The sequence below is a fragment of the Eleftheria terrae genome (assembly GCF_030419005.1).
GTDB lineage: Bacteria > Pseudomonadota > Gammaproteobacteria > Burkholderiales > Burkholderiaceae_C > Caldimonas > Caldimonas terrae.
In genome coordinates, this window is record NZ_CP106951.1 from 4749556 (window position 1) to 4765444 (window position 15889).

The window sequence follows — 15889 nt, forward strand, 5'->3', positions numbered from 1 at the left end:
CCTTACAGCAGCCCGCGCTCGGAGAAGGAGACGGCCTGGCCATGCCCGACCACGATGTGGTCGAGCACCTTGACATCGATCAGCGCCAGTGCGGAGGACAGCGAGCGGGTGAGGTATTCGTCGGCCTTGGACGGCTCGGCGATGCCCGAGGGATGGTTGTGCGACAGGATCACGGCGGCCGCATTGTGCGCCAAGGCGCGCTTGACCACTTCGCGCGGGTAGACGCTGGCTTCGGTCAAGGTGCCGCGAAACAGCTCCTCCAGCGCCAGGAGGCGGTGCTGCGCATCAAGGAACAGCACCGCGAACACCTCGTGCGGCCGGGCCGCCAGCTGCAGCCGCAGGTAGTGCTTGACCTGCTCGGCGCATTCGAAGGCGGGGCGCGCCTGCAACTGCTCGGCCAGGGCGCGGCGGGCCAGCTCGCTCACGGCCAGCAGCTCCGCGCGCTTGGCCGGCCCCAGGCCCTTGATGGTGGCCAGGGCCGACGGCTCGGCGCATAGCAGGCCGCCGATACCGCCGAAGTCCTCCAGCAGCTGCCCGGCCAGCTGCAGGACGGAGCAGCCCGGCAGGCCGGTGCGCAGCAGCAGGGCAAGGAGCTCCGCATCGGCCAGGGCGGCCGGCCCCAGGGCCAGCAGCTTCTCGCGCGGACGGGCATCGAGGGGCAATTCGTGAAGGCGCATGACCCGGGTCAGAGTAGGCGACGGCACGTGCATCGACGGGACTTTTACAATGCACCCAGTCCATAAAACCGAGGTACCTCTGGTGGCCGCAGTACAACCCGGGTCCTTCCTGACCCTGCATTACCGACTCGCCGGCCCGGACGGGGCCGACATCATCAATACCTTCAACGACAAGCCGGCGACGCTGTCGATGGGCACCGGCGAGCTGGCGCCCGCGATGGAGCAGCGCCTGCTGGGCCTGGAGGAGGGCAGCCGCGCCACCTTCGAGCTGGCACCGGGCGAGGCGTTCGGCGAGCGCAACCCCGAGATGCTGCAGCGGGTGAAGCGCACGCTGATGGACCAGCTGGGCGACCCCGACGAGACCTACCACGTCGGCGACGTGGTGCAGTTTCCGACGCCCGACGGCAGCGCCAGCTATGCCGGCGTGGTGCGCGAGATCGGCGATGACTGGTTGCTGTTCGACTTCAACCACCCGCTGGCCGGCCAGCCGGTCAGCTTCGAAGTGCAATTGATCGGGGTGCTGTGAACATGCAAGCGCTGGAGCGTGAAATCCTGCTCGCCGAGCCGCGCGGCTTCTGTGCTGGCGTGGACCGGGCGATCGAGATCGTGGAGCGGGCCCTGCAGCAGTTTGGCGCGCCGATCTACGTGCGCCACGAGATCGTGCACAACACCTATGTGGTGGCCGACCTGAAGGCCAAGGGCGCGATCTTCATCGAGGACCTGTCGGAGGTGCCGCCCGGCGCCACGCTCGTCTTCAGCGCGCACGGCGTCAGCAAGGCCGTGCGCACCGAGGCGGCCGGCCGGGGTTTCCAGGTCTTCGATGCCACCTGCCCGCTGGTGACCAAGGTGCATGTGGAGGTGGCCAAGCTGCACAAGGAAGGCTACGAGTTCATCATGATCGGCCACAAGGGGCACCCCGAGGTCGAGGGCACGATGGGCCAGCTGAGCGACGGCATCTACCTGGTGGAGGAGGTGGCCGACGTCGCGCGCATCGAGGTGCGCGACCCGACCCGCCTGGCGGTGGTGACGCAGACCACGCTGAGCGTGGACGACGCGGCCGAGATCATGGCCGCCGTGAAGGCCCGCTTCCCGCAGGTGCGGGAGCCCAAGCAGCAGGACATCTGCTATGCCACGCAGAACCGGCAGGATGCGGTGAAGGTGCTGGCGCCGCAGGTGGACATCGTCATCGTGGTGGGCAGTCCCACCAGCTCCAACAGCAACCGCCTGCGCGAGGTGGCCAGCCGGCTGGGCACCGAAGCCCACATGGTGGACCAGCCGGACGACTTGCGGCCAGAGTGGTTCGAGGGCAGGCGCCGGGTCGGTCTGACGGCCGGCGCTTCGGCGCCGGACATCCTGGTGCGCCAGGTCATCGAGCGGGTGAAGTCGCTCGGCGCGGTCTCCGTGCGGCGCATGGAAGGCGTGGAGGAGACGGTGCGCTTTCCGCTGCCCAAGGGCCTGGGGGGCAGCGGGCTGCGCTGAGGCCCGGCCTACATACAATCCGGCTTCTTTCCAGGACCCCTAACCTCGGGAGCGACCGGCTCCCGCCCCACCCATGCTCGACATCACCCTGCTGCGCAAAGACCTCGACGGCGTGACCACGCGGCTGGCCACGCGCAAGTCGCCGCAACCGTTTCTGGACGTCGACCGCTTCAAGTCGCTGGAGTCCGAGCGCAAGAGCCTGCAGACCCGCACCGAGGAGCTGCAGTCGCGGCGCAACACGCTGTCCAAGCAGATCGGCCAGCTCAAGGGCAAGGGCGAGGACACCTCGGCCCTGATGGCCGAGGTGGGCGGCATCGGCGACGAGCTCAAGGCCTCGGCCGAGCGGTTGGAGGTGATCCAGGCCGAGCTGAACGAGCTGCTGCTGTACCTGCCCAACCTGCCGCATGCCAGCGTGCCGGTGGGGGCCGACGAAGCGGGCAATGTGGAGCTGCGCCGCTGGAGCCCCGATGGCCAGGCGCCGCGACGTTTCGACTTCCCGGTGCGCGACCATGTGGACCTGGGCGCGCCGCTGGGCCTGGACTTCGAGGTCGGCGCCAAGCTGTCGGGGGCGCGCTTCACCTTCATGCGCGGCCCCATTGCGCGGCTGCACCGGGCGCTTGCCCAGTTCATGCTGGATGTGCACACCGGCGAGCATGGCTACACCGAGTGCTACACGCCCTACATCGTCAACGCCGAGGCGCTGGTGGGCACCAACCAGCTGCCGAAGTTCAAGGAAGACATGTTCTGGGTCACGCGCGGCGGCGACGAGACGGCAGCGGTGCAGTACCTGATCTCCACCGCCGAAGTGTCGCTGACCAACAGCGTGCGCGAGCAGATCCTGCCGGCCGACCAGCTGCCGATCAAGCTGACGGCGCACAGCCCCTGCTTCCGTTCGGAGGCTGGCAGCGCCGGCCGCGACACCCGCGGGCTGATCCGGCAGCACCAGTTCGACAAGGTCGAGATGGTGCAGGTGGTGCATCCGGAGAAAAGCTACGAGGCGCTGGACGAGATGCTCGGCCATGCCGAGAACGTGTTGCGCAAGCTCGGGCTGCCGTACCGCGTGGTGACGCTGTGCACTGGCGACATGGGCTTCGGTGCGGCCAAGACCTACGACCTGGAGGTGTGGGTCCCGGCGCAAGACACCTACCGCGAGATCAGCTCGGTGTCGAACTGCGAGGCCTTCCAGGCGCGGCGGATGCAGGCCCGCTTCAAGAACGCGCAGGGCAAGACCGAGCTGGTGCACACGCTGAACGGCTCCGGCCTGGCGGTGGGCCGCACCCTGGTGGCCGTGCTGGAGAACTACCAGCGGGCTGACGGCAGCGTCGAAGTGCCGGAAGTTTTGCGTTCTTACATGGGAGGGCTTGCAGAACTGCGGGCCTGATGCGCTACAATCGTGAGCTTCGCTACATAGCGACGACCCGATTGCAACGACGTTCTCTGTGCTCCGCGTAGAGAGGGCGCCGAAGAATCCCAGGAAAGGTGGCAGAGTGGTCGAATGCGCCGGACTCGAAATCCGGTATACGGTTATACCGTATCGAGGGTTCGAATCCCTCCCTTTCCGCCAAGATAAGCCGTTGATTTTCAACGGCTTTTTCTTTTTCCGGCGTCCGCTACTGCGCTTCTACTGCGGAATTCGCTGTTGGGGCCTGCTCAGCAAGGGCTCGATTGACGGCCGCGAGGTTGCGTCCACGGTCGGCCCTAGGAATGAATCCCGCATAGTCGCGCATCATCACCTGGATGCTGTGTCCGTGCTGTCGAGCGACCCACACGGGATCTGCGCCAGCCTGAAGCGCCAGGGTGACGCTGGTGTCACGGCACTCCTTGGGCGCTCGATACCGGACGCCGCACCGGCGCAGGGAAGCATTCCAGGCCCTCCACTGCAGCTGTTCATCGTGCCATGGCTTCTCAGGCTGCCCTGGCGTCGCAAAGACCCGTCCATGCTTCTGCAGCTGCGTTCGCGCGCGCTGCCTTTCAAGGACCCGGGCGGCCCTCGCGTTCAGCTCGACCAGCCGCTCTACCGCCGTCTTCGTTCGCGCCTTGTCCCGACCAAGGACCCTTGCTTCCCGAACCAGCACGGTGAGCTGTCGTAGATCGACACTTTGCCAGCGCAGCGCCAACTGCTCACCGATGCGAAGGCCGGCGAAGCAGGAGAACTCGAACCAGTCAGCCATCTCGGGACTCTCGTGCTCCCGCAGGTCGGCGAGGATGACCTCGACTTCTTCCGCGCTCAGCGGATCAGGTAGAGCCGTTTGCACCTTTAGATTGTCGATACCGTCTGTTGGATTGCGGCAGCCAATTTCCTTGCAGGCCAACTCGAATACATGACGTAAAGGAATCATGATGTTGTTCTGCGATTTTCGGCTCAGTGCTTTAAGTACTTTGCCCGTGCTTTCATCCATGCGATCCGACGCCAATTCAGCAAGCCGCTTTAGCACCATCTCGTGCGTGATCTGCTGAGGGTGAAGAGTGCCCCAGGCCGAAGTCCAATAGGCGGCGAGATGCCGCTTATAGACTTCAAGGCTGGAATGCTCAAGACTGCGCGCTGCAAGCTCTGCCCAGGTTGTAGCCCAATCCGCGAAACTGCGACTCGCTGCGGGCGAGGTGTCGCCCTCAACCTTGCTTAAAAATCGGTAGTCCGGAAAGTACCGGGCGAGAATAAACGTGCCGAGTGCAATCTCTCTAACGATTTCTTCGCGTAGGCGCTTGGCGTGCTTCAAATTCGCTGCTGTCGGCTTGAGGGCGAGTGTTGGCCGCAACTCTCTCCCCTGCCAAGTGAAACGGACCTCAATGCGATCGCCAGCTGGTTTTACGCCGCCAGTCTCTGACCTTCTGCCCACCGTTCGTATCCTTCCATGTCAATCAACACTGCACCATCGGGTGCGCGGATATATTCCTTTCCGAGCAGCCACACACCCCGCTTTACCTTAGTTTCGATCGCTTCGACGGAATAGCCGGTGCGAGCGGCAGCAAGCGGGATGCGGACATAACGGGAAGAGGAAATCGCAAATTGCGCATTCGACTTCATAGGATCAAGTCTCAGTAATGTTTATTCGGCGTGAGTTGGTTTGTAGGGGGCAGTGAGGGAACGAAGGGCGGTCTCCGACCAGCTGGCCGCGCTGACGGCCGTCGCGCGATCAACGATTCGTGATAGCCGGTCCATGACGATCACACCGGCCTTAGCTAGTTGATACTCCGGCCCGGTCAATCCAATGCGTCCTGTGCGGGCGTATCGGGCCAGCACGCATTCGACCAGGTGCAGCTGCTCGCGCATCTCGGCGGTACCGTGCTGCGTCGCCTCTGCGGCCTTCGACCAAGTAAGCACACCACCGAACCAGTCCCACAGCAAGCGCTCGTCGGCATGGCCTGTAACGAGTGCATCGAGGTTCAGGTGATGGACCAGGGAGAGGTCTCGCACTACGTCAGCCGCCAGCGATGGGCGCAGCCCGCGCGGCAGCCGTGGGGGGACCGGCCGGCGTCGGCAACGTTTCCGGCTCATGCTTGCCCCCTCGCTGCCTTCAACAGAGCACTGCGGTACTGGCCGAAGGTCTGAAACGAAGCAGCATAGGCGTCGTCAGCGATCAGCCGCAGCAGCTGGGTCAGCTGGTTGGTGGACGTGTTGGTCCTTGGCGCCTGCGGAGCTGCGGCAAGCATGGCGCGGTAAGCCGGTGCCATCGTGGCCATGATCGCGGCTAGCGAATCAAGCGTAGCGCCGGGCACCAGGTCCAGAACCGATGCCTCCAGGACAATGCGAGCTGCCCGGCGGGCCATATCAAGATCGCTCGCCGTTGCGGCCGGCCACGCAGCCAACGCTGCCGCCGCGATGATCTCGGGCGTGGGCTCATTCGGTGCGAGTCGCCATCCGGGCGGCACCTCCGGCGCTTGCTGGGCATTCAGCCGGCTCTGCTTCTCGCAGTTCTCGTGCAGGAGCTGCATGCGCGCCACCAGGGTGCGCAGCTTGGTTCCCTTCTGAGCGGTACCCGGGCCAACCGTGACGTCACACGGAAGCGGCCAGTCCATAGGGTCCGCCGGCAGTTGCGCGGCCTCGATCGTCTGCAGGGCGTTTGCCCAGGGACGGCAGCAGCTGCTGTGCTCTCCAACGTCCGCGCCGAAATGGTGGGCAATCGCGTTGGCCAGCTTGTCGGCCCAGTCGTGGTAGCTGTCTCGCGCCTGAATCGTCTGGTCCCACAGCTCATCATCGGTCGGACGCGGTGCGCTGTGCAGCGCGCGAGCTTTCAGTTCCGCTATTGCGTCAAGGATCGGCTCGGCGCCGCCGTCATCCGGATCAAGGCCAAGCGCTTCGTTGACAAGGCCGAGCGCATCGCACGCCGCTAGGAACATCCGTCGGTACTGTGCTTTCGTGGTGGTGTCGCCCTTGGTCTCCTGGGCGACCTCTGCCAGCGTGCGAAGGAGGGCGGCCGCTTCCCTATAGCAAGGCAGCGGGCTGCCGGCGTTATCGATCTCCGTTGCAAGCCTGAGACTCTGCTTGATCTGGTAGCGGTTCATGCTTGCACCTCCGCTTCAGCGGTCAAGGCCCTGCTCTCAACATCAAGCATGAGCGTTTCAGGGGCGGGCTCTGCGGGTGCATCATCGTTGGCGCTGTCTGTCGCGCCGCCAGGTTCTACGCTTGTCTCGTGCCCGCTAGTCGGGTTGAGGACGTCCACGCCGTACCGCCGGGCCAGCTCCAGCTTTTCCGCTATGGTGTCCACCCGGCCGGCGGAGAAGGGGGCGGCATCAAGGGCCAGCATGACGACCAGCTTTCCCAGCTCGTCGGGCGACAGGCTTTGCAGCTTGCTCTGAAAGAGCTGCAACAGGTCTCCCCACTTGCAGCCGTCGAGTTCAGGCCAGCCGAACAGTTCAACCACCGCCGGCGGAACTTCGTCAGCTAGGGAGACAATCGCAGACGCGACCAGGCGCAGCTCATCTGCGGTTCGTGTTGTGGACCGCATGACACTTGCCATGATGGCCGCCTTCGTCTTCCGCCATCCTTCCTGGCCCGCCACGGCGCGCTCCTCGGGACTGGCGTGGGCGTCGTCGTTCTGCAGCTGGGCCGTCTCGTCGTCATCGTCGTCGGTCGAGCCGGCGATCAGTGCATCTGCCTCTGAGGCTCTGATGGCCTCGACCAGCTCGCCAGTGTGCGGGTGGACGACGTGAATGACTTCCGGTGCCTGGCCGCCACCTCTTTGGACCGCTTCGCGCCAGGTCACGCGGTGTTGCTGCGGCGGGTTGTCGGCTGAAGGCTCCCAGAATGCCGTGTCATCAAGGGAGCACGCCTTGGAGAGGTCGAACCCGAAGCCAGTCGGCATCAGCTCCTTAGCTGCATCGCCGTCGAGGACCGTGTGTCCCGCGGCGCGCATGGCCTCCACGCGCTGCGCCATGGTTGCGGCCTTCTTCGCAGCGAAGCAGTCGGGATCAGTGCAGACGTCTGGACCCATGTCGGCCAACAGTGTCGGCTCCGCATCGCTGCGCTTGGGACAGGCGTCGCAGGCCAGCACGCCGGGCACCAGCTCCAGCTTCAGCGTATCGAACGGGGCCGCCGTGAGCTTGAGCTGGTAGCGCTCGGCCAGGATCGACTTCGCACGGCGGACGCTGAGCGAGACGCGGCGCGACTCACCGTCGCTGCAATCGATGTAGGTCACCTCGTCCAGGGCTTTCGGCTGCAGGGGGTTCGGCACACGCGCCAGCTCCTGGCCGATCTCGGCACAGACCAGGCCCGACTGCACCGCCTCGCGCACATCGTCGTGAGCGGTGGCCAGCTTGAGCCGATTGAAGATGTAGCTGCGGCTCTTGCCCGTCTGCGACATCAGCACTTCAATGGATACGCCATGCTCCATGCGCAGGGTCTTGAAGCCGTCTGCTTCTTCCACGGCGCTGACATCCTCGCGCTGTAGGTTCTCGACAATCTGTGCCCGCTTCACGTCTTCGTCTGCCATGGACCGCACGATGGCGGGAATGACGGTCAGCCCGGCCAGGCGGGCGGCACGGCAGCGGCGATGGCCAAACACGATTTCGTGGGAGTGCTCGATGTCGCTCTGCTCCAACGGGCGGACCACGATAGGCTGCAGCACCGCGCCATGGGGCGGCTTCATGGTGTCGGCCAGTTCCTGCAGGGCGGCCTGGTTGAAGGTCCGTCGCGGGTTGAACGGCGATTCCCGAAGGGCATCAAGGGACAGCAGAACTGTGGATTCCATGCTCGGTGAATGAGAGGTAGAACGAGGGCGGCGGCTCATCGGGCGATCTCCTTGCGGCCGTCGCGGTACACCAGGCAGCCGCTGATGCGGCTGGGGTGTTTGCGGAAGTCAAAGGCGCCGGCCCGCATGCAAGGCTCGCGGGATGGGCTCACGCACGGTTGCAGCGTCCAAGACCGATCCCGCGGTGCGGCAGGCACACCGACATAGGTGGACCGCTGCACGCTGGGAGCATGGCCCTCGGTGCGCGCAAGCAACTGGCGGCCGGTGTCGGTGATGCGTACCGATCCCGTGCAGGTAAGGCACGCCGCGCGCAGTTCGTAGAGTCGGCGCAGAGCCTTGCCGACAATCTCGTTTTGAGCCTCCGGTGCTACCCCGGCTGCAGCAATCGGCTTCAGCTCACGAGGATGCATGGTGCCCGCGGCCGCCAGGGCGGACAGCACCAGGTGCGGCCGGGCGCCGGGCGTCAGGGTGGGAGTGTGGATGTCCATCTCAGTGGCTCCCCTTACGGCCGAGCCATCGCGCTGTGGCCTCATTGCGAGCGAAGTCCAGCTCGGCGTATCGGTCCATGAAGGCCTGGCGCCAGTCGGACGGCTCAAAGCGGGCGCGGCCCGCGTCGGCCAAGTTGGCCCAGGTCACGGCGTTGACGTTCTCGTGACCTGGCCAGGGCCGTGCACCGACCGGCAACAGGTCTCGGCGAGCAGTGGCAATCGCCATCCGGTCGGCTTGCTCGATCACGGCACGATGCGCGGCAGATGCTGCTGCGACGCCAAAGCACGCCCGCACCTGGGCAGCGAACCGGGATTCGATGACGCGCCAGGCGTCGCCCAACTCAGCCCTGACGGGCTCAGCGATGTCTCCCAGCCAAGTGAGGTGCGCGGCGTGCAGCAATGCAGCGAGCTGGCCATGCACCGACAGGCGCAGCTCTCGTTCGCCGATCTCGGAGACCAGCAGAAGGTGTTCGGCGACGCTGTAAGGGCGAGTGGTGGCCCCGTTGAAGCGGTTGATGAGGCTCAGGTGATGCGCGATATCGCTGATGACCACCTGGGACGGGCGAGGGTCACGCAATTCGACTTCGTGACCTGCCAAGGTGTAGACCCAACTCATTGCGGTCTCCTGCGCTCAATGGCGGCTCGTGCAGATGCACGAGGCGTAGCGGCGGTCCGGGTACACCGCGTCGATGTAGTCGGCGAGGGCACGATGGCTCGCTGCGTGCGCCTCGAAGTTGAGCCGGCGGCCACCTGCTGTGCAGAGCGTTATTCGGAAGCAGTGATCGTTATCGGACGGGCGTGCTGCGCTGCGGCCGGCGGCGTACCGGGCGCCAGCAGTAAGGTGTTTGAGTTGCATCTCGATCCTCGGCAGTGGTTCTGTGGGGAGCGAGTATCACGAATGAGTTTGATTGAGTCAACACTTACGTGATTGTTGTGATGAACGGGAGACGTGTTTGGGCGAAAAAAAACCGCCTGATAGGCGGCTTCGTCAATGCAAGGGCTGGGTCAAGAGTGGGCGTGAAGCAGCTGGCTCAGGCTGTCATCAAGTGCAGCCACCATGCCGCGGGCAAACGTTGGGTTTCGGTGAGCTTCGCCAGCGGCGCTGACGAAAAATCGGCGGCGCCGGCACATAGCAGCGAAGGCGATGCCGATGACTTTCCCCTGCCGGGCCTCTTCCAGCAATTGCTCCAGCGCCTTCACCGTGTCATGCGAGTGGAGGTCACGAACCAAGGTGAACGGAGGGCGGCGCTTCATGGGGTCCCGCCTTTCGCACGGGTATAGCCTGGCGGGGCCGGCATCAGCTCACCCTCGTGGCCGCCTTCGTACTGGAAAACTCTGCCGGTGCTGCGCCTGTCCTGTGCCACGGGAGCATCTACTACGCGGCGATCCGGCCCGGTGTACTCCGGCAGGGCCACGTAGTGCCTGATCTTCCTTGCGGGAATCGGATGAGCTACGTAGTACAGCCAGCTTACTTCCGACTCGTGGAAACTGTAGATTTCCGGCGCGTTGTAGCTTCCCAGACGGATGCCGCCGCGTCGTCCTAGCAAGCGCTTCAGCATCGTTTCGCCGCTGGCAAGGCGCACCAGCACGTCGTCTTCCAGCTCAGGTGCCACGTTTGGTTCCACAAGGGCGAACTCGCGCGGCATATAACGAGGAATCATGCTGTCGCCCGTGATGCGGACGATGAAAGCATTTGGGTCGGTAGTCGCTACTTCGGCGTATTCATCGGTCGCTCCCACAGGGTAGTCGCCATCAGTCCATATGCGTTCCGGCAGACCTCCCTGCGTCTGTCCAACGACCCATACGGGCCGGACGTTGCGAAGCCGGTACATCGGGAGGGGGGCGGGCTCCATCGTCGCCGGCGTAGGCTCTTCGGGCGTTCCGTCCTTGAGCCAGCGCGGCGATACATCGAGCGCCTCCGCGATCGCCAACAGCTCGCGCGGGACCCTACGCAGTCCCGCTTCGATGTTGCCAATGGTCGATTGCGAGACTCGCGCGACATCGGCCAGCTTCTGCTGGCTCCAGCCTTTGCGTTCTCGTGCCTCTTTGAGGCGGTCAGCAATCGTATTCACATGCGTGATTACGCCAGCAAGTTGCATCACTTTGGTGATAGATGCACAATCACGAACATGGTAACTTCCGTGATTGAGCATGGCTTCTACTGCCCTTGAGCGAGCTATTACTGTGTGCGGCGGCTCTACCGCCCTTGCTTCAGCCATTGGTGTCGCGCCGAGTCTGCCGAGCATGTGGAAGCTCAGGCGCAAGGTGCCGGCCGAGCACTGCCCCGCAATCGAGCAGCTCACCCGAACCAAGGGCGGCGCCGTTCTGTGCGAAGAACTGCGCCCGGATGTCCCTTGGTCGGTCCTGCGCCGCCATGGCCAAAGCAGCGAGTGAAAGGGCGGAAGTCATGGTCGGAACGTTATCCGCAGGCCTCCAGGCAGCCAATGGCGATATGGGAGAGTCGGCCGCCACCATCACGCAGGATGTTCTTGACGCTGCGTATGACATGGGTCACAGCTTCCCGGGAGGTGTCCCTGCTTTGGCTCAGCGTATGGGCGTTAGCGCCAATACGCTGAACCACAAGCTCAACCCATCCAATGACACGCACCATCTCACGGTGCGCGAGTTGCAGAAGGCCATGCACATCACGGGCGACCACGGGCCGCTGCATGCGCTGTGTGCGTCGCTGAACCATGTTGCCCTCCCGATCTCGACCAACGCGGGCGGCTGCGTGGATCACGCCTTGCGCGAGCTGGGCGCTCAGGTCGGCGATGTCTACCGGCAGGTCGATGGCGCCCTCAAGGACCGCCGGGTGACGCCGAACGAGCGCAAGCGCATCCGCCGCGAGGTGGCGGAGGCCATCGCCGCGCTCAATAACGTGCTGCAGGTGCTGTGATGGCTCGCACTGGGCGCCCCCATGGCGAGGTGCGGCACGCCGTTGCAGCCGCGCTTCGCAGCGGTGGGCCGATGGCACTGCGCGAACTGTCTGCGGCAGCGCAGGTTGGCTACCGGGTAGCGCACTGCACGGTGCAGCGAATGCTGGGCGTGGAGCTTCAAGCGCAGCCACGGCTAGTCCGGTTGCCTGGTGCCCCGAAGCCTGCCCGCGTCTACGAACTGATGCCGGAGCGGATTGAACACTTGCAGGCGGCTCACGACCCCTTCAAAGCCTTGCAGCACTGGTCGCTGCAAGCGCGTCAACTCAACGACTGAGGACAACAACTTGAGTACTGTGATGATGGGCCGCTGCTGGGCCCTGTGGATGCCTTCGCCCTCAAAAGCCGTGTTGATGTCGTTGGCCGACTTCGCCGACGACCGCGGCCGCTGCTGGCCGGCCGTCGATACCTTGGCGCTGCGAACCTGCCTGCATCCGCGCACCGTGCAGCGTTCCCTGCGCTGGCTTGAGAAGGTGGGCCTGCTGCGCGTCGAGAAGAACGCCATGCGGGCGAACCTCTACACGCTGTGCCCGGACGCCTATGAGGCTGCCCCTGAGCAACAGATGCAGCCCCCTGAGGTGCTGCCCGCAGCGGCCGACTGCCACCCTAAGAAGGCGGCACAGCGCCACCCCAAAGCGGAGACACAGCGCCACCCCACCCCTGGCACACAGTCGCATTTGCCCCGGCACAGTGCCACCCAAACCGTCATTGAACCGTCAGAAGAAGAAATTACCCCCTTACCCCCTTCGCAGGGGGAGCCGGGAGTTTCCGAAAGCCTGCCCGATGCAGCGCATGCCGCCGCTCGTCCCGTCAAGCGCGATTCGGCTCGCGGCCCCATCGCTCTGCAGACCTGGCTGGCCGAGTGCACAGCCCAAGGCGTGCAGCCGATACCGCCCGGTGATCCGGTCTTCCGCTACTGCGAAACGGTGGGCATCGACCGCGAGACGCTGGCACTGCACTGGTTCGAGTTCAAGCGCCGCCGCAGCGATGCCGGCAAGCGGCAGCGCGACTGGCGCCGGACCTTCCGCAACTCGGTGGAGGGCAACTGGTATCGGCTGTGGGTGCTGCAGGGCAATGGCACCTGCAAGCTGACGACCCAGGGCCTGCAGGCGCAGGCCAACAGGCGTGCCCTGGAGGACCAGGCGGACCAGGAGGGCGGCCATGCTGCAGCATGAAGGCTTTCTGCCGCCACAGAGCCGGCAGGCCGAGGAGTCGGTGCTGGGCGCCTTGCTCATCGACAACAGCGCGTTTGACCAGGTGGGCGACCTGCTGCAGCCGGAGCACTTCTACGACCCGGCCTATCGAGCGATCTACCGCAGCGTCGCATCGCTCATTCGGCAGCGGCAGGTGGCCGACACCATCACGGTGATGGAAGCTGGCCAGCACGACCTGCCGACACTCAATGAGCTGGCCCACGCCGTGCCGAGCGCCGCGCACATCCGTGGCTATGCGCAGATCGTGTTTGACCGCTGGCAGGAGCGCGAGCTGATGCGCCTGGGAAGTGCGATGGTGGAAGAAGCGGTGCGCCCCGGCAAAGCGCCGGCCGAGAAGATCGACGCTGCGATGTCACAGCTCACGGGCCTGGGCGAGAAGCGCGGCCACGTGGTCGAGTCGGTATCGCTGGACCATGCAACCGTCGCCTTCCTGGACTGGATGCAGGCCGAGGCTGAGGGGCGCACCACCGTGATGTCCACCGGGCTGGCCAACCTGGACCGAATCCTGTCGGGTGGTCTGCGTGCGGGTGAGCTGATGGTGCTGGGCGGCCGGCCGAAGATGGGCAAGACCGCTTTGACCCTGACCCTGGCCCGAGGCATGGCAGCGCAACACGGCGTGCTGCTGCTCAGCCAGGAGATGCCCGTGATCGAGCTGATGTTGCGGCATACCGCCTCATTAGGCTGCGTCGATCTGAACGCGCTGCGTCGGCCGAAAGAGCTGGACAGCGAGGGCTGGAGCCGCATGTCCGAGGCGGTGGAGCGCATGCGCGACCTGCGCATGATTCTGGACGACCAACGTGCCCTCACGCTGTTGGATGTGCGACGCAAGGTGATGGCTGCGAAGCGGCGCGGGCCGCTGGGCGTTGTCATCATCGACTACTTGCAGTTGATGGCCGGCGATGGCGACAACCGCAACCAGGAGCTGGATCGCATTTCCAACGGACTGAAGGCCATGGCCGGCGAGTTCGGCGTAGCGGTGATCGTGCTGTCTCAGTGCAGCCGAGAGGCCGACAAGCGACACGGCCCGCCGGTGATGACCGACCTGCGTGACTCGGGCGCGATTGAGGCTGCAGCCGACATCATCGCGCTGCTGTACCGGGAGCATGCCCACCCACTGGGCGTGAAGACGGATGAGAACAGGCAGCACGCACAGTTGGAGATCGTGCAGCGCAACGGCGCGCCGGGGACGATCAATCTGAAGTGGACCGGGGAGTTCCAGCTGTTCGAGGACTGGGAAGGACCGGCGCCGCGGGCTGGGAAGAAGCGCGGCGGACGTGAAGAGGAGGGGCTACGCTGATGGCACGCATCGACTGGATTGAACATCGACTGCTGAACTGGGCTCGCTGGCGGCTCACGCGCGGCTCGGCCGGGCTCGGCTACGGCACCTCGGTATTGGCCAGCCTGGCAATGCTTGGCGGTGGTCGCTCGGAGTACAGGGAAGCGATCATTCCCATCACCGACTGTGACGCGGCCGAGATGGATGACGCAGTGAAGCTGCTTCCGAGCGAGCTGAAGGCGGCGGTGCTGGAGTACTACCTCGGGGAAGGCGGCATGCGTGCCAAGGCGGCGCGGCTGTGCTGCACCGAGAAGACCGTACACAATCGCGTTGACCAAGCGCAGCGAAGACTGGCTGACCACTTCACCGCCCGAAAGGACCGTGCGGCGAGGGAGCGGCGCCGCGTTGAAGGTGTGCAGCAGGCGGCCCGCCCGAGCGAATGACTTTCGATCATTACTCGAAAGTCGGTACATTCAGGCAACCTTGGGATTAGTGCCCTTCGACGGCGACCAAGGCAAGCAAGGCCCGGCAGCGATCTCCCGCTGTCCGGGCCTTGTTGTTTCTGAGGACACGCCGCCATGCCCAAAGCCGCCCCCAAGCCCTGCCGTCATCTTGGCTGCACTCAGCTGGTGACCGATGGCACGAGCCGTTGCGCCGCACACAAGGTGGTGCCCGGCTCCTTCGCCGACCGCAACCGCGGCAACCGGCATCAGCGGGGCTACGGCACTGCCTGGGACAAGCTCAGGGCGCAGGTGCTCAAGCGCGACGCTGGCATCTGCCAGCCCTGCCTGGCCGAGGGCATCGTGCACTCCGGCACCGACGTGGACCACATCGTGCCGAAGGCCGAGGGCGGCACGGATGCGCTGAGCAACCTGCGGTGCATCTGCCGGGCGCGCCACCAAGCCAAGACCGGCCGGGACGCGGCGCGCGGGCGGGCCCGGCGCTGAGGCGGGCGACACAGGGGAGGGGGGCTCAAAAGTCCAGGCCCTTCCTGCTCGGGACCGAACGCCAGCCGTATTTTTTCGCGGCACAAAAACTACCCCCCGGGGGGTCGAAACCACAGGCCCATAGAGCGCATGGACGCGGCGCTGCTATGTCGTCCTGACCTCAACCAAATCAGCGAACCATGAACGATTCTGTGAAGCCGATTGCGGCGCTCGGCGGCCTTGCGCCGACCGCGCAGGCCGTGGCGGGCGAGGTCCGTTCGCCGACGCCGCCGCCAGGTCTGAACTTCAACTCGCGCGAGTTGGAGGTGTTCGAGTACATCTGCACCGCCCTGCGGGAAGCGGGCATCGAGCACCTGACGGCCGGCATGCCGATAGCAATGATCGTGCACACCTACTGCCAGTGGCTGGACCGCGAGGCGGAGTGCGAAACCAAGGGCCGCACGCAGACCTCGGCCAACGGGTGGGTGTCCCCCACGCCGTGGGCGGAAGACGCACGGCGACTCAAACAAGAACTAGGGCAATGGCTCCCCAAAGCATGCTTGACGATTCCATCGCTCACGCGAGTGCGCAAGGAGTCCGGGGCCCAGGCCGGCCAGGACGACCTCTTCGGCGATCTCGTAAACCACGGCACCAGCTCACCCCGAAGCGGCTGGCCGAACTGACCCCGCCCACCCTGCAGGCGTGGGA

Annotated in this window: 22 protein-coding genes and 1 tRNA gene; 12 read left to right on the forward strand and 11 right to left on the reverse strand. The window is 65.2% G+C overall.

The genetic code is table 11. From position 1 onward, the window contains the following. Positions 1–2: 2 nt before the first annotated feature. On the reverse strand, positions 3–677 hold the full coding sequence (radC, locus tag N7L95_RS21155) for a RadC family protein (protein ID WP_301257223.1): 675 nt from the start codon (positions 675–677) through the stop codon (positions 3–5). A 49-nt stretch (positions 678–726) separates the two neighbouring features. Between radC and N7L95_RS21160 the strand changes: the two genes are divergently transcribed. The 4 genes from N7L95_RS21160 to N7L95_RS21175 all read left to right on the forward strand — a co-directional run bounded on the left by N7L95_RS21160 (position 727) and on the right by N7L95_RS21175 (position 3720). After that, a complete protein-coding gene (locus N7L95_RS21160; RefSeq protein WP_301257224.1) occupies positions 727–1203 on the forward strand; it encodes an FKBP-type peptidyl-prolyl cis-trans isomerase in 477 nt (158 codons plus the stop codon). 2 nt (positions 1204–1205) lie between these two features. Further along, positions 1206–2156: a 4-hydroxy-3-methylbut-2-enyl diphosphate reductase gene (gene ispH, locus N7L95_RS21165; RefSeq protein WP_301260206.1), complete on the forward strand. Its 951-nt coding sequence runs from the start codon at positions 1206–1208 to the stop codon at positions 2154–2156. Between the two features lie 73 nt (positions 2157–2229). Then, complete coding sequence (serS, locus tag N7L95_RS21170; RefSeq protein WP_301257225.1) at positions 2230–3537, forward strand: serine--tRNA ligase; 1308 nt, start codon at positions 2230–2232, stop codon at positions 3535–3537. Positions 3538–3629: 92 nt separating this feature from the next. After that, positions 3630–3720, forward strand: a tRNA-Ser gene (locus N7L95_RS21175). Positions 3721–3766: 46 nt separating this feature from the next. On the opposite strand, the gene N7L95_RS21180 is transcribed toward N7L95_RS21175, so the two are convergent. The 10 genes from N7L95_RS21180 to N7L95_RS21225 form a co-directional block, all read right to left on the reverse strand. Further along, on the reverse strand, positions 3767–4993 hold the full coding sequence (locus N7L95_RS21180) for a site-specific integrase (protein ID WP_301257226.1): 1227 nt from the start codon (positions 4991–4993) through the stop codon (positions 3767–3769). After that, a complete protein-coding gene (gene xisR, locus N7L95_RS21185) occupies positions 4963–5181 on the reverse strand; it encodes an excisionase family protein (RefSeq protein WP_301257227.1) in 219 nt (72 codons plus the stop codon). The genes N7L95_RS21180 and xisR overlap by 31 nt, the downstream gene beginning before the upstream one ends. 21 nt (positions 5182–5202) lie before the next feature. Further along, positions 5203–5571 carry a hypothetical protein gene (locus N7L95_RS21190; protein ID WP_301257228.1) on the reverse strand — a complete coding sequence of 123 codons (369 nt, stop codon included), beginning with the start codon at positions 5569–5571 and terminating at the stop codon, positions 5203–5205. A 77-nt stretch (positions 5572–5648) separates the two neighbouring features. After that, positions 5649–6659, reverse strand: a complete 1011-nt coding sequence (locus N7L95_RS21195; protein WP_301257229.1) for a hypothetical protein — start codon at positions 6657–6659, stop codon at positions 5649–5651. Beyond that, a complete protein-coding gene (locus tag N7L95_RS21200; RefSeq protein WP_301257230.1) occupies positions 6656–8344 on the reverse strand; it encodes a ParB/RepB/Spo0J family partition protein in 1689 nt (562 codons plus the stop codon). Before N7L95_RS21200 ends, N7L95_RS21195 begins: the two co-directional genes overlap by 4 nt. A 35-nt stretch (positions 8345–8379) precedes the next feature. Continuing rightward, positions 8380–8832 carry a hypothetical protein gene (locus N7L95_RS21205; RefSeq protein WP_301257231.1) on the reverse strand — a complete coding sequence of 151 codons (453 nt, stop codon included), beginning with the start codon at positions 8830–8832 and terminating at the stop codon, positions 8380–8382. A gap of 1 nt (position 8833) precedes the next feature. After that, positions 8834–9448, reverse strand: coding sequence for a hypothetical protein (locus N7L95_RS21210; RefSeq protein WP_301257232.1), 615 nt, complete (start codon positions 9446–9448; stop codon positions 8834–8836). A 15-nt stretch (positions 9449–9463) separates the two neighbouring features. Then, positions 9464–9688, reverse strand: coding sequence for a hypothetical protein (locus N7L95_RS21215; protein WP_301257233.1), 225 nt, complete (start codon positions 9686–9688; stop codon positions 9464–9466). 149 nt (positions 9689–9837) lie between these two features. Further along, positions 9838–10086 (reverse strand): hypothetical protein, encoded by a 249-nt coding sequence (locus N7L95_RS21220; RefSeq protein WP_301257234.1) that lies wholly within the window; start codon positions 10084–10086, stop codon positions 9838–9840. After that, positions 10083–10985: a helix-turn-helix domain-containing protein gene (locus N7L95_RS21225; protein WP_301257235.1), complete on the reverse strand. Its 903-nt coding sequence runs from the start codon at positions 10983–10985 to the stop codon at positions 10083–10085. The genes N7L95_RS21220 and N7L95_RS21225 overlap by 4 nt, the downstream gene beginning before the upstream one ends. Between N7L95_RS21225 and N7L95_RS29645 the strand changes: the two genes are divergently transcribed. The 8 genes from N7L95_RS29645 (at position 10984) to N7L95_RS21260 (ending at position 15864) form a co-directional block, all read left to right on the forward strand. Further along, on the forward strand, positions 10984–11226 hold the full coding sequence (locus N7L95_RS29645) for a transcriptional regulator (protein WP_363324852.1): 243 nt from the start codon (positions 10984–10986) through the stop codon (positions 11224–11226). The two genes, N7L95_RS21225 and N7L95_RS29645, sit on opposite strands and share 2 nt — an antisense overlap. Continuing rightward, on the forward strand, positions 11207–11728 hold the full coding sequence (locus tag N7L95_RS21230; protein ID WP_301257236.1) for a phage regulatory CII family protein: 522 nt from the start codon (positions 11207–11209) through the stop codon (positions 11726–11728). Before N7L95_RS29645 ends, N7L95_RS21230 begins: the two co-directional genes overlap by 20 nt. A gap of 71 nt (positions 11729–11799) precedes the next feature. Further along, positions 11800–12042, forward strand: a complete 243-nt coding sequence (locus tag N7L95_RS21235) for a hypothetical protein (protein ID WP_301257237.1) — start codon at positions 11800–11802, stop codon at positions 12040–12042. 76 nt (positions 12043–12118) lie between these two features. Then, entirely contained in the window at positions 12119–12940 is an 822-nt protein-coding gene (locus N7L95_RS21240; RefSeq protein ID WP_301257238.1) for a helix-turn-helix domain-containing protein, read from the forward strand. Next, on the forward strand, positions 12927–14276 hold the full coding sequence (locus N7L95_RS21245) for a replicative DNA helicase (protein WP_301257239.1): 1350 nt from the start codon (positions 12927–12929) through the stop codon (positions 14274–14276). Before N7L95_RS21240 ends, N7L95_RS21245 begins: the two co-directional genes overlap by 14 nt. After that, complete coding sequence (locus tag N7L95_RS21250; protein ID WP_301257240.1) at positions 14276–14698, forward strand: hypothetical protein; 423 nt, start codon at positions 14276–14278, stop codon at positions 14696–14698. Before N7L95_RS21245 ends, N7L95_RS21250 begins: the two co-directional genes overlap by 1 nt. Positions 14699–14833: 135 nt before the next feature. Then, entirely contained in the window at positions 14834–15202 is a 369-nt protein-coding gene (locus N7L95_RS21255; RefSeq protein WP_301257241.1) for an HNH endonuclease, read from the forward strand. Between the two features lie 179 nt (positions 15203–15381). After that, positions 15382–15864 carry a P27 family phage terminase small subunit gene (locus N7L95_RS21260; protein ID WP_301257242.1) on the forward strand — a complete coding sequence of 161 codons (483 nt, stop codon included), beginning with the start codon at positions 15382–15384 and terminating at the stop codon, positions 15862–15864. Positions 15865–15889 lie beyond the last annotated feature (25 nt).

Coding starts and splice junctions, on each gene's coding strand:
- radC (WP_301257223.1), bottom strand. CDS start 677: ATGCGCCTTCACGAATTGCCCCTCGATGCCCGTCCGCGCGAGAAGCTG.
- N7L95_RS21160 (WP_301257224.1), top strand. CDS start 727: ATGCACCCAGTCCATAAAACCGAGGTACCTCTGGTGGCCGCAGTACAA.
- ispH (WP_301260206.1), top strand. CDS start 1,206: ATGCAAGCGCTGGAGCGTGAAATCCTGCTCGCCGAGCCGCGCGGCTTC.
- serS (WP_301257225.1), top strand. CDS start 2,230: ATGCTCGACATCACCCTGCTGCGCAAAGACCTCGACGGCGTGACCACG.
- xisR (WP_301257227.1), bottom strand. CDS start 5,181: ATGAAGTCGAATGCGCAATTTGCGATTTCCTCTTCCCGTTATGTCCGC.
- N7L95_RS21195 (WP_301257229.1), bottom strand. CDS start 6,659: ATGAACCGCTACCAGATCAAGCAGAGTCTCAGGCTTGCAACGGAGATC.
- N7L95_RS21200 (WP_301257230.1), bottom strand. CDS start 8,344: ATGGAATCCACAGTTCTGCTGTCCCTTGATGCCCTTCGGGAATCGCCG.
- N7L95_RS21205 (WP_301257231.1), bottom strand. CDS start 8,832: ATGGACATCCACACTCCCACCCTGACGCCCGGCGCCCGGCCGCACCTG.
- N7L95_RS21210 (WP_301257232.1), bottom strand. CDS start 9,448: ATGAGTTGGGTCTACACCTTGGCAGGTCACGAAGTCGAATTGCGTGAC.
- N7L95_RS21215 (WP_301257233.1), bottom strand. CDS start 9,688: ATGCAACTCAAACACCTTACTGCTGGCGCCCGGTACGCCGCCGGCCGC.
- N7L95_RS21220 (WP_301257234.1), bottom strand. CDS start 10,086: ATGAAGCGCCGCCCTCCGTTCACCTTGGTTCGTGACCTCCACTCGCAT.
- N7L95_RS29645 (WP_363324852.1), top strand. CDS start 10,984: ATGGCTTCTACTGCCCTTGAGCGAGCTATTACTGTGTGCGGCGGCTCT.
- N7L95_RS21225 (WP_301257235.1), bottom strand. CDS start 10,985: ATGCTCAATCACGGAAGTTACCATGTTCGTGATTGTGCATCTATCACC.
- N7L95_RS21230 (WP_301257236.1), top strand. CDS start 11,207: ATGGCCAAAGCAGCGAGTGAAAGGGCGGAAGTCATGGTCGGAACGTTA.
- N7L95_RS21235 (WP_301257237.1), top strand. CDS start 11,800: ATGGCACTGCGCGAACTGTCTGCGGCAGCGCAGGTTGGCTACCGGGTA.
- N7L95_RS21240 (WP_301257238.1), top strand. CDS start 12,119: ATGTCGTTGGCCGACTTCGCCGACGACCGCGGCCGCTGCTGGCCGGCC.
- N7L95_RS21245 (WP_301257239.1), top strand. CDS start 12,927: ATGCTGCAGCATGAAGGCTTTCTGCCGCCACAGAGCCGGCAGGCCGAG.
- N7L95_RS21250 (WP_301257240.1), top strand. CDS start 14,276: ATGGCACGCATCGACTGGATTGAACATCGACTGCTGAACTGGGCTCGC.
- N7L95_RS21255 (WP_301257241.1), top strand. CDS start 14,834: ATGCCCAAAGCCGCCCCCAAGCCCTGCCGTCATCTTGGCTGCACTCAG.
- N7L95_RS21260 (WP_301257242.1), top strand. CDS start 15,382: ATGAACGATTCTGTGAAGCCGATTGCGGCGCTCGGCGGCCTTGCGCCG.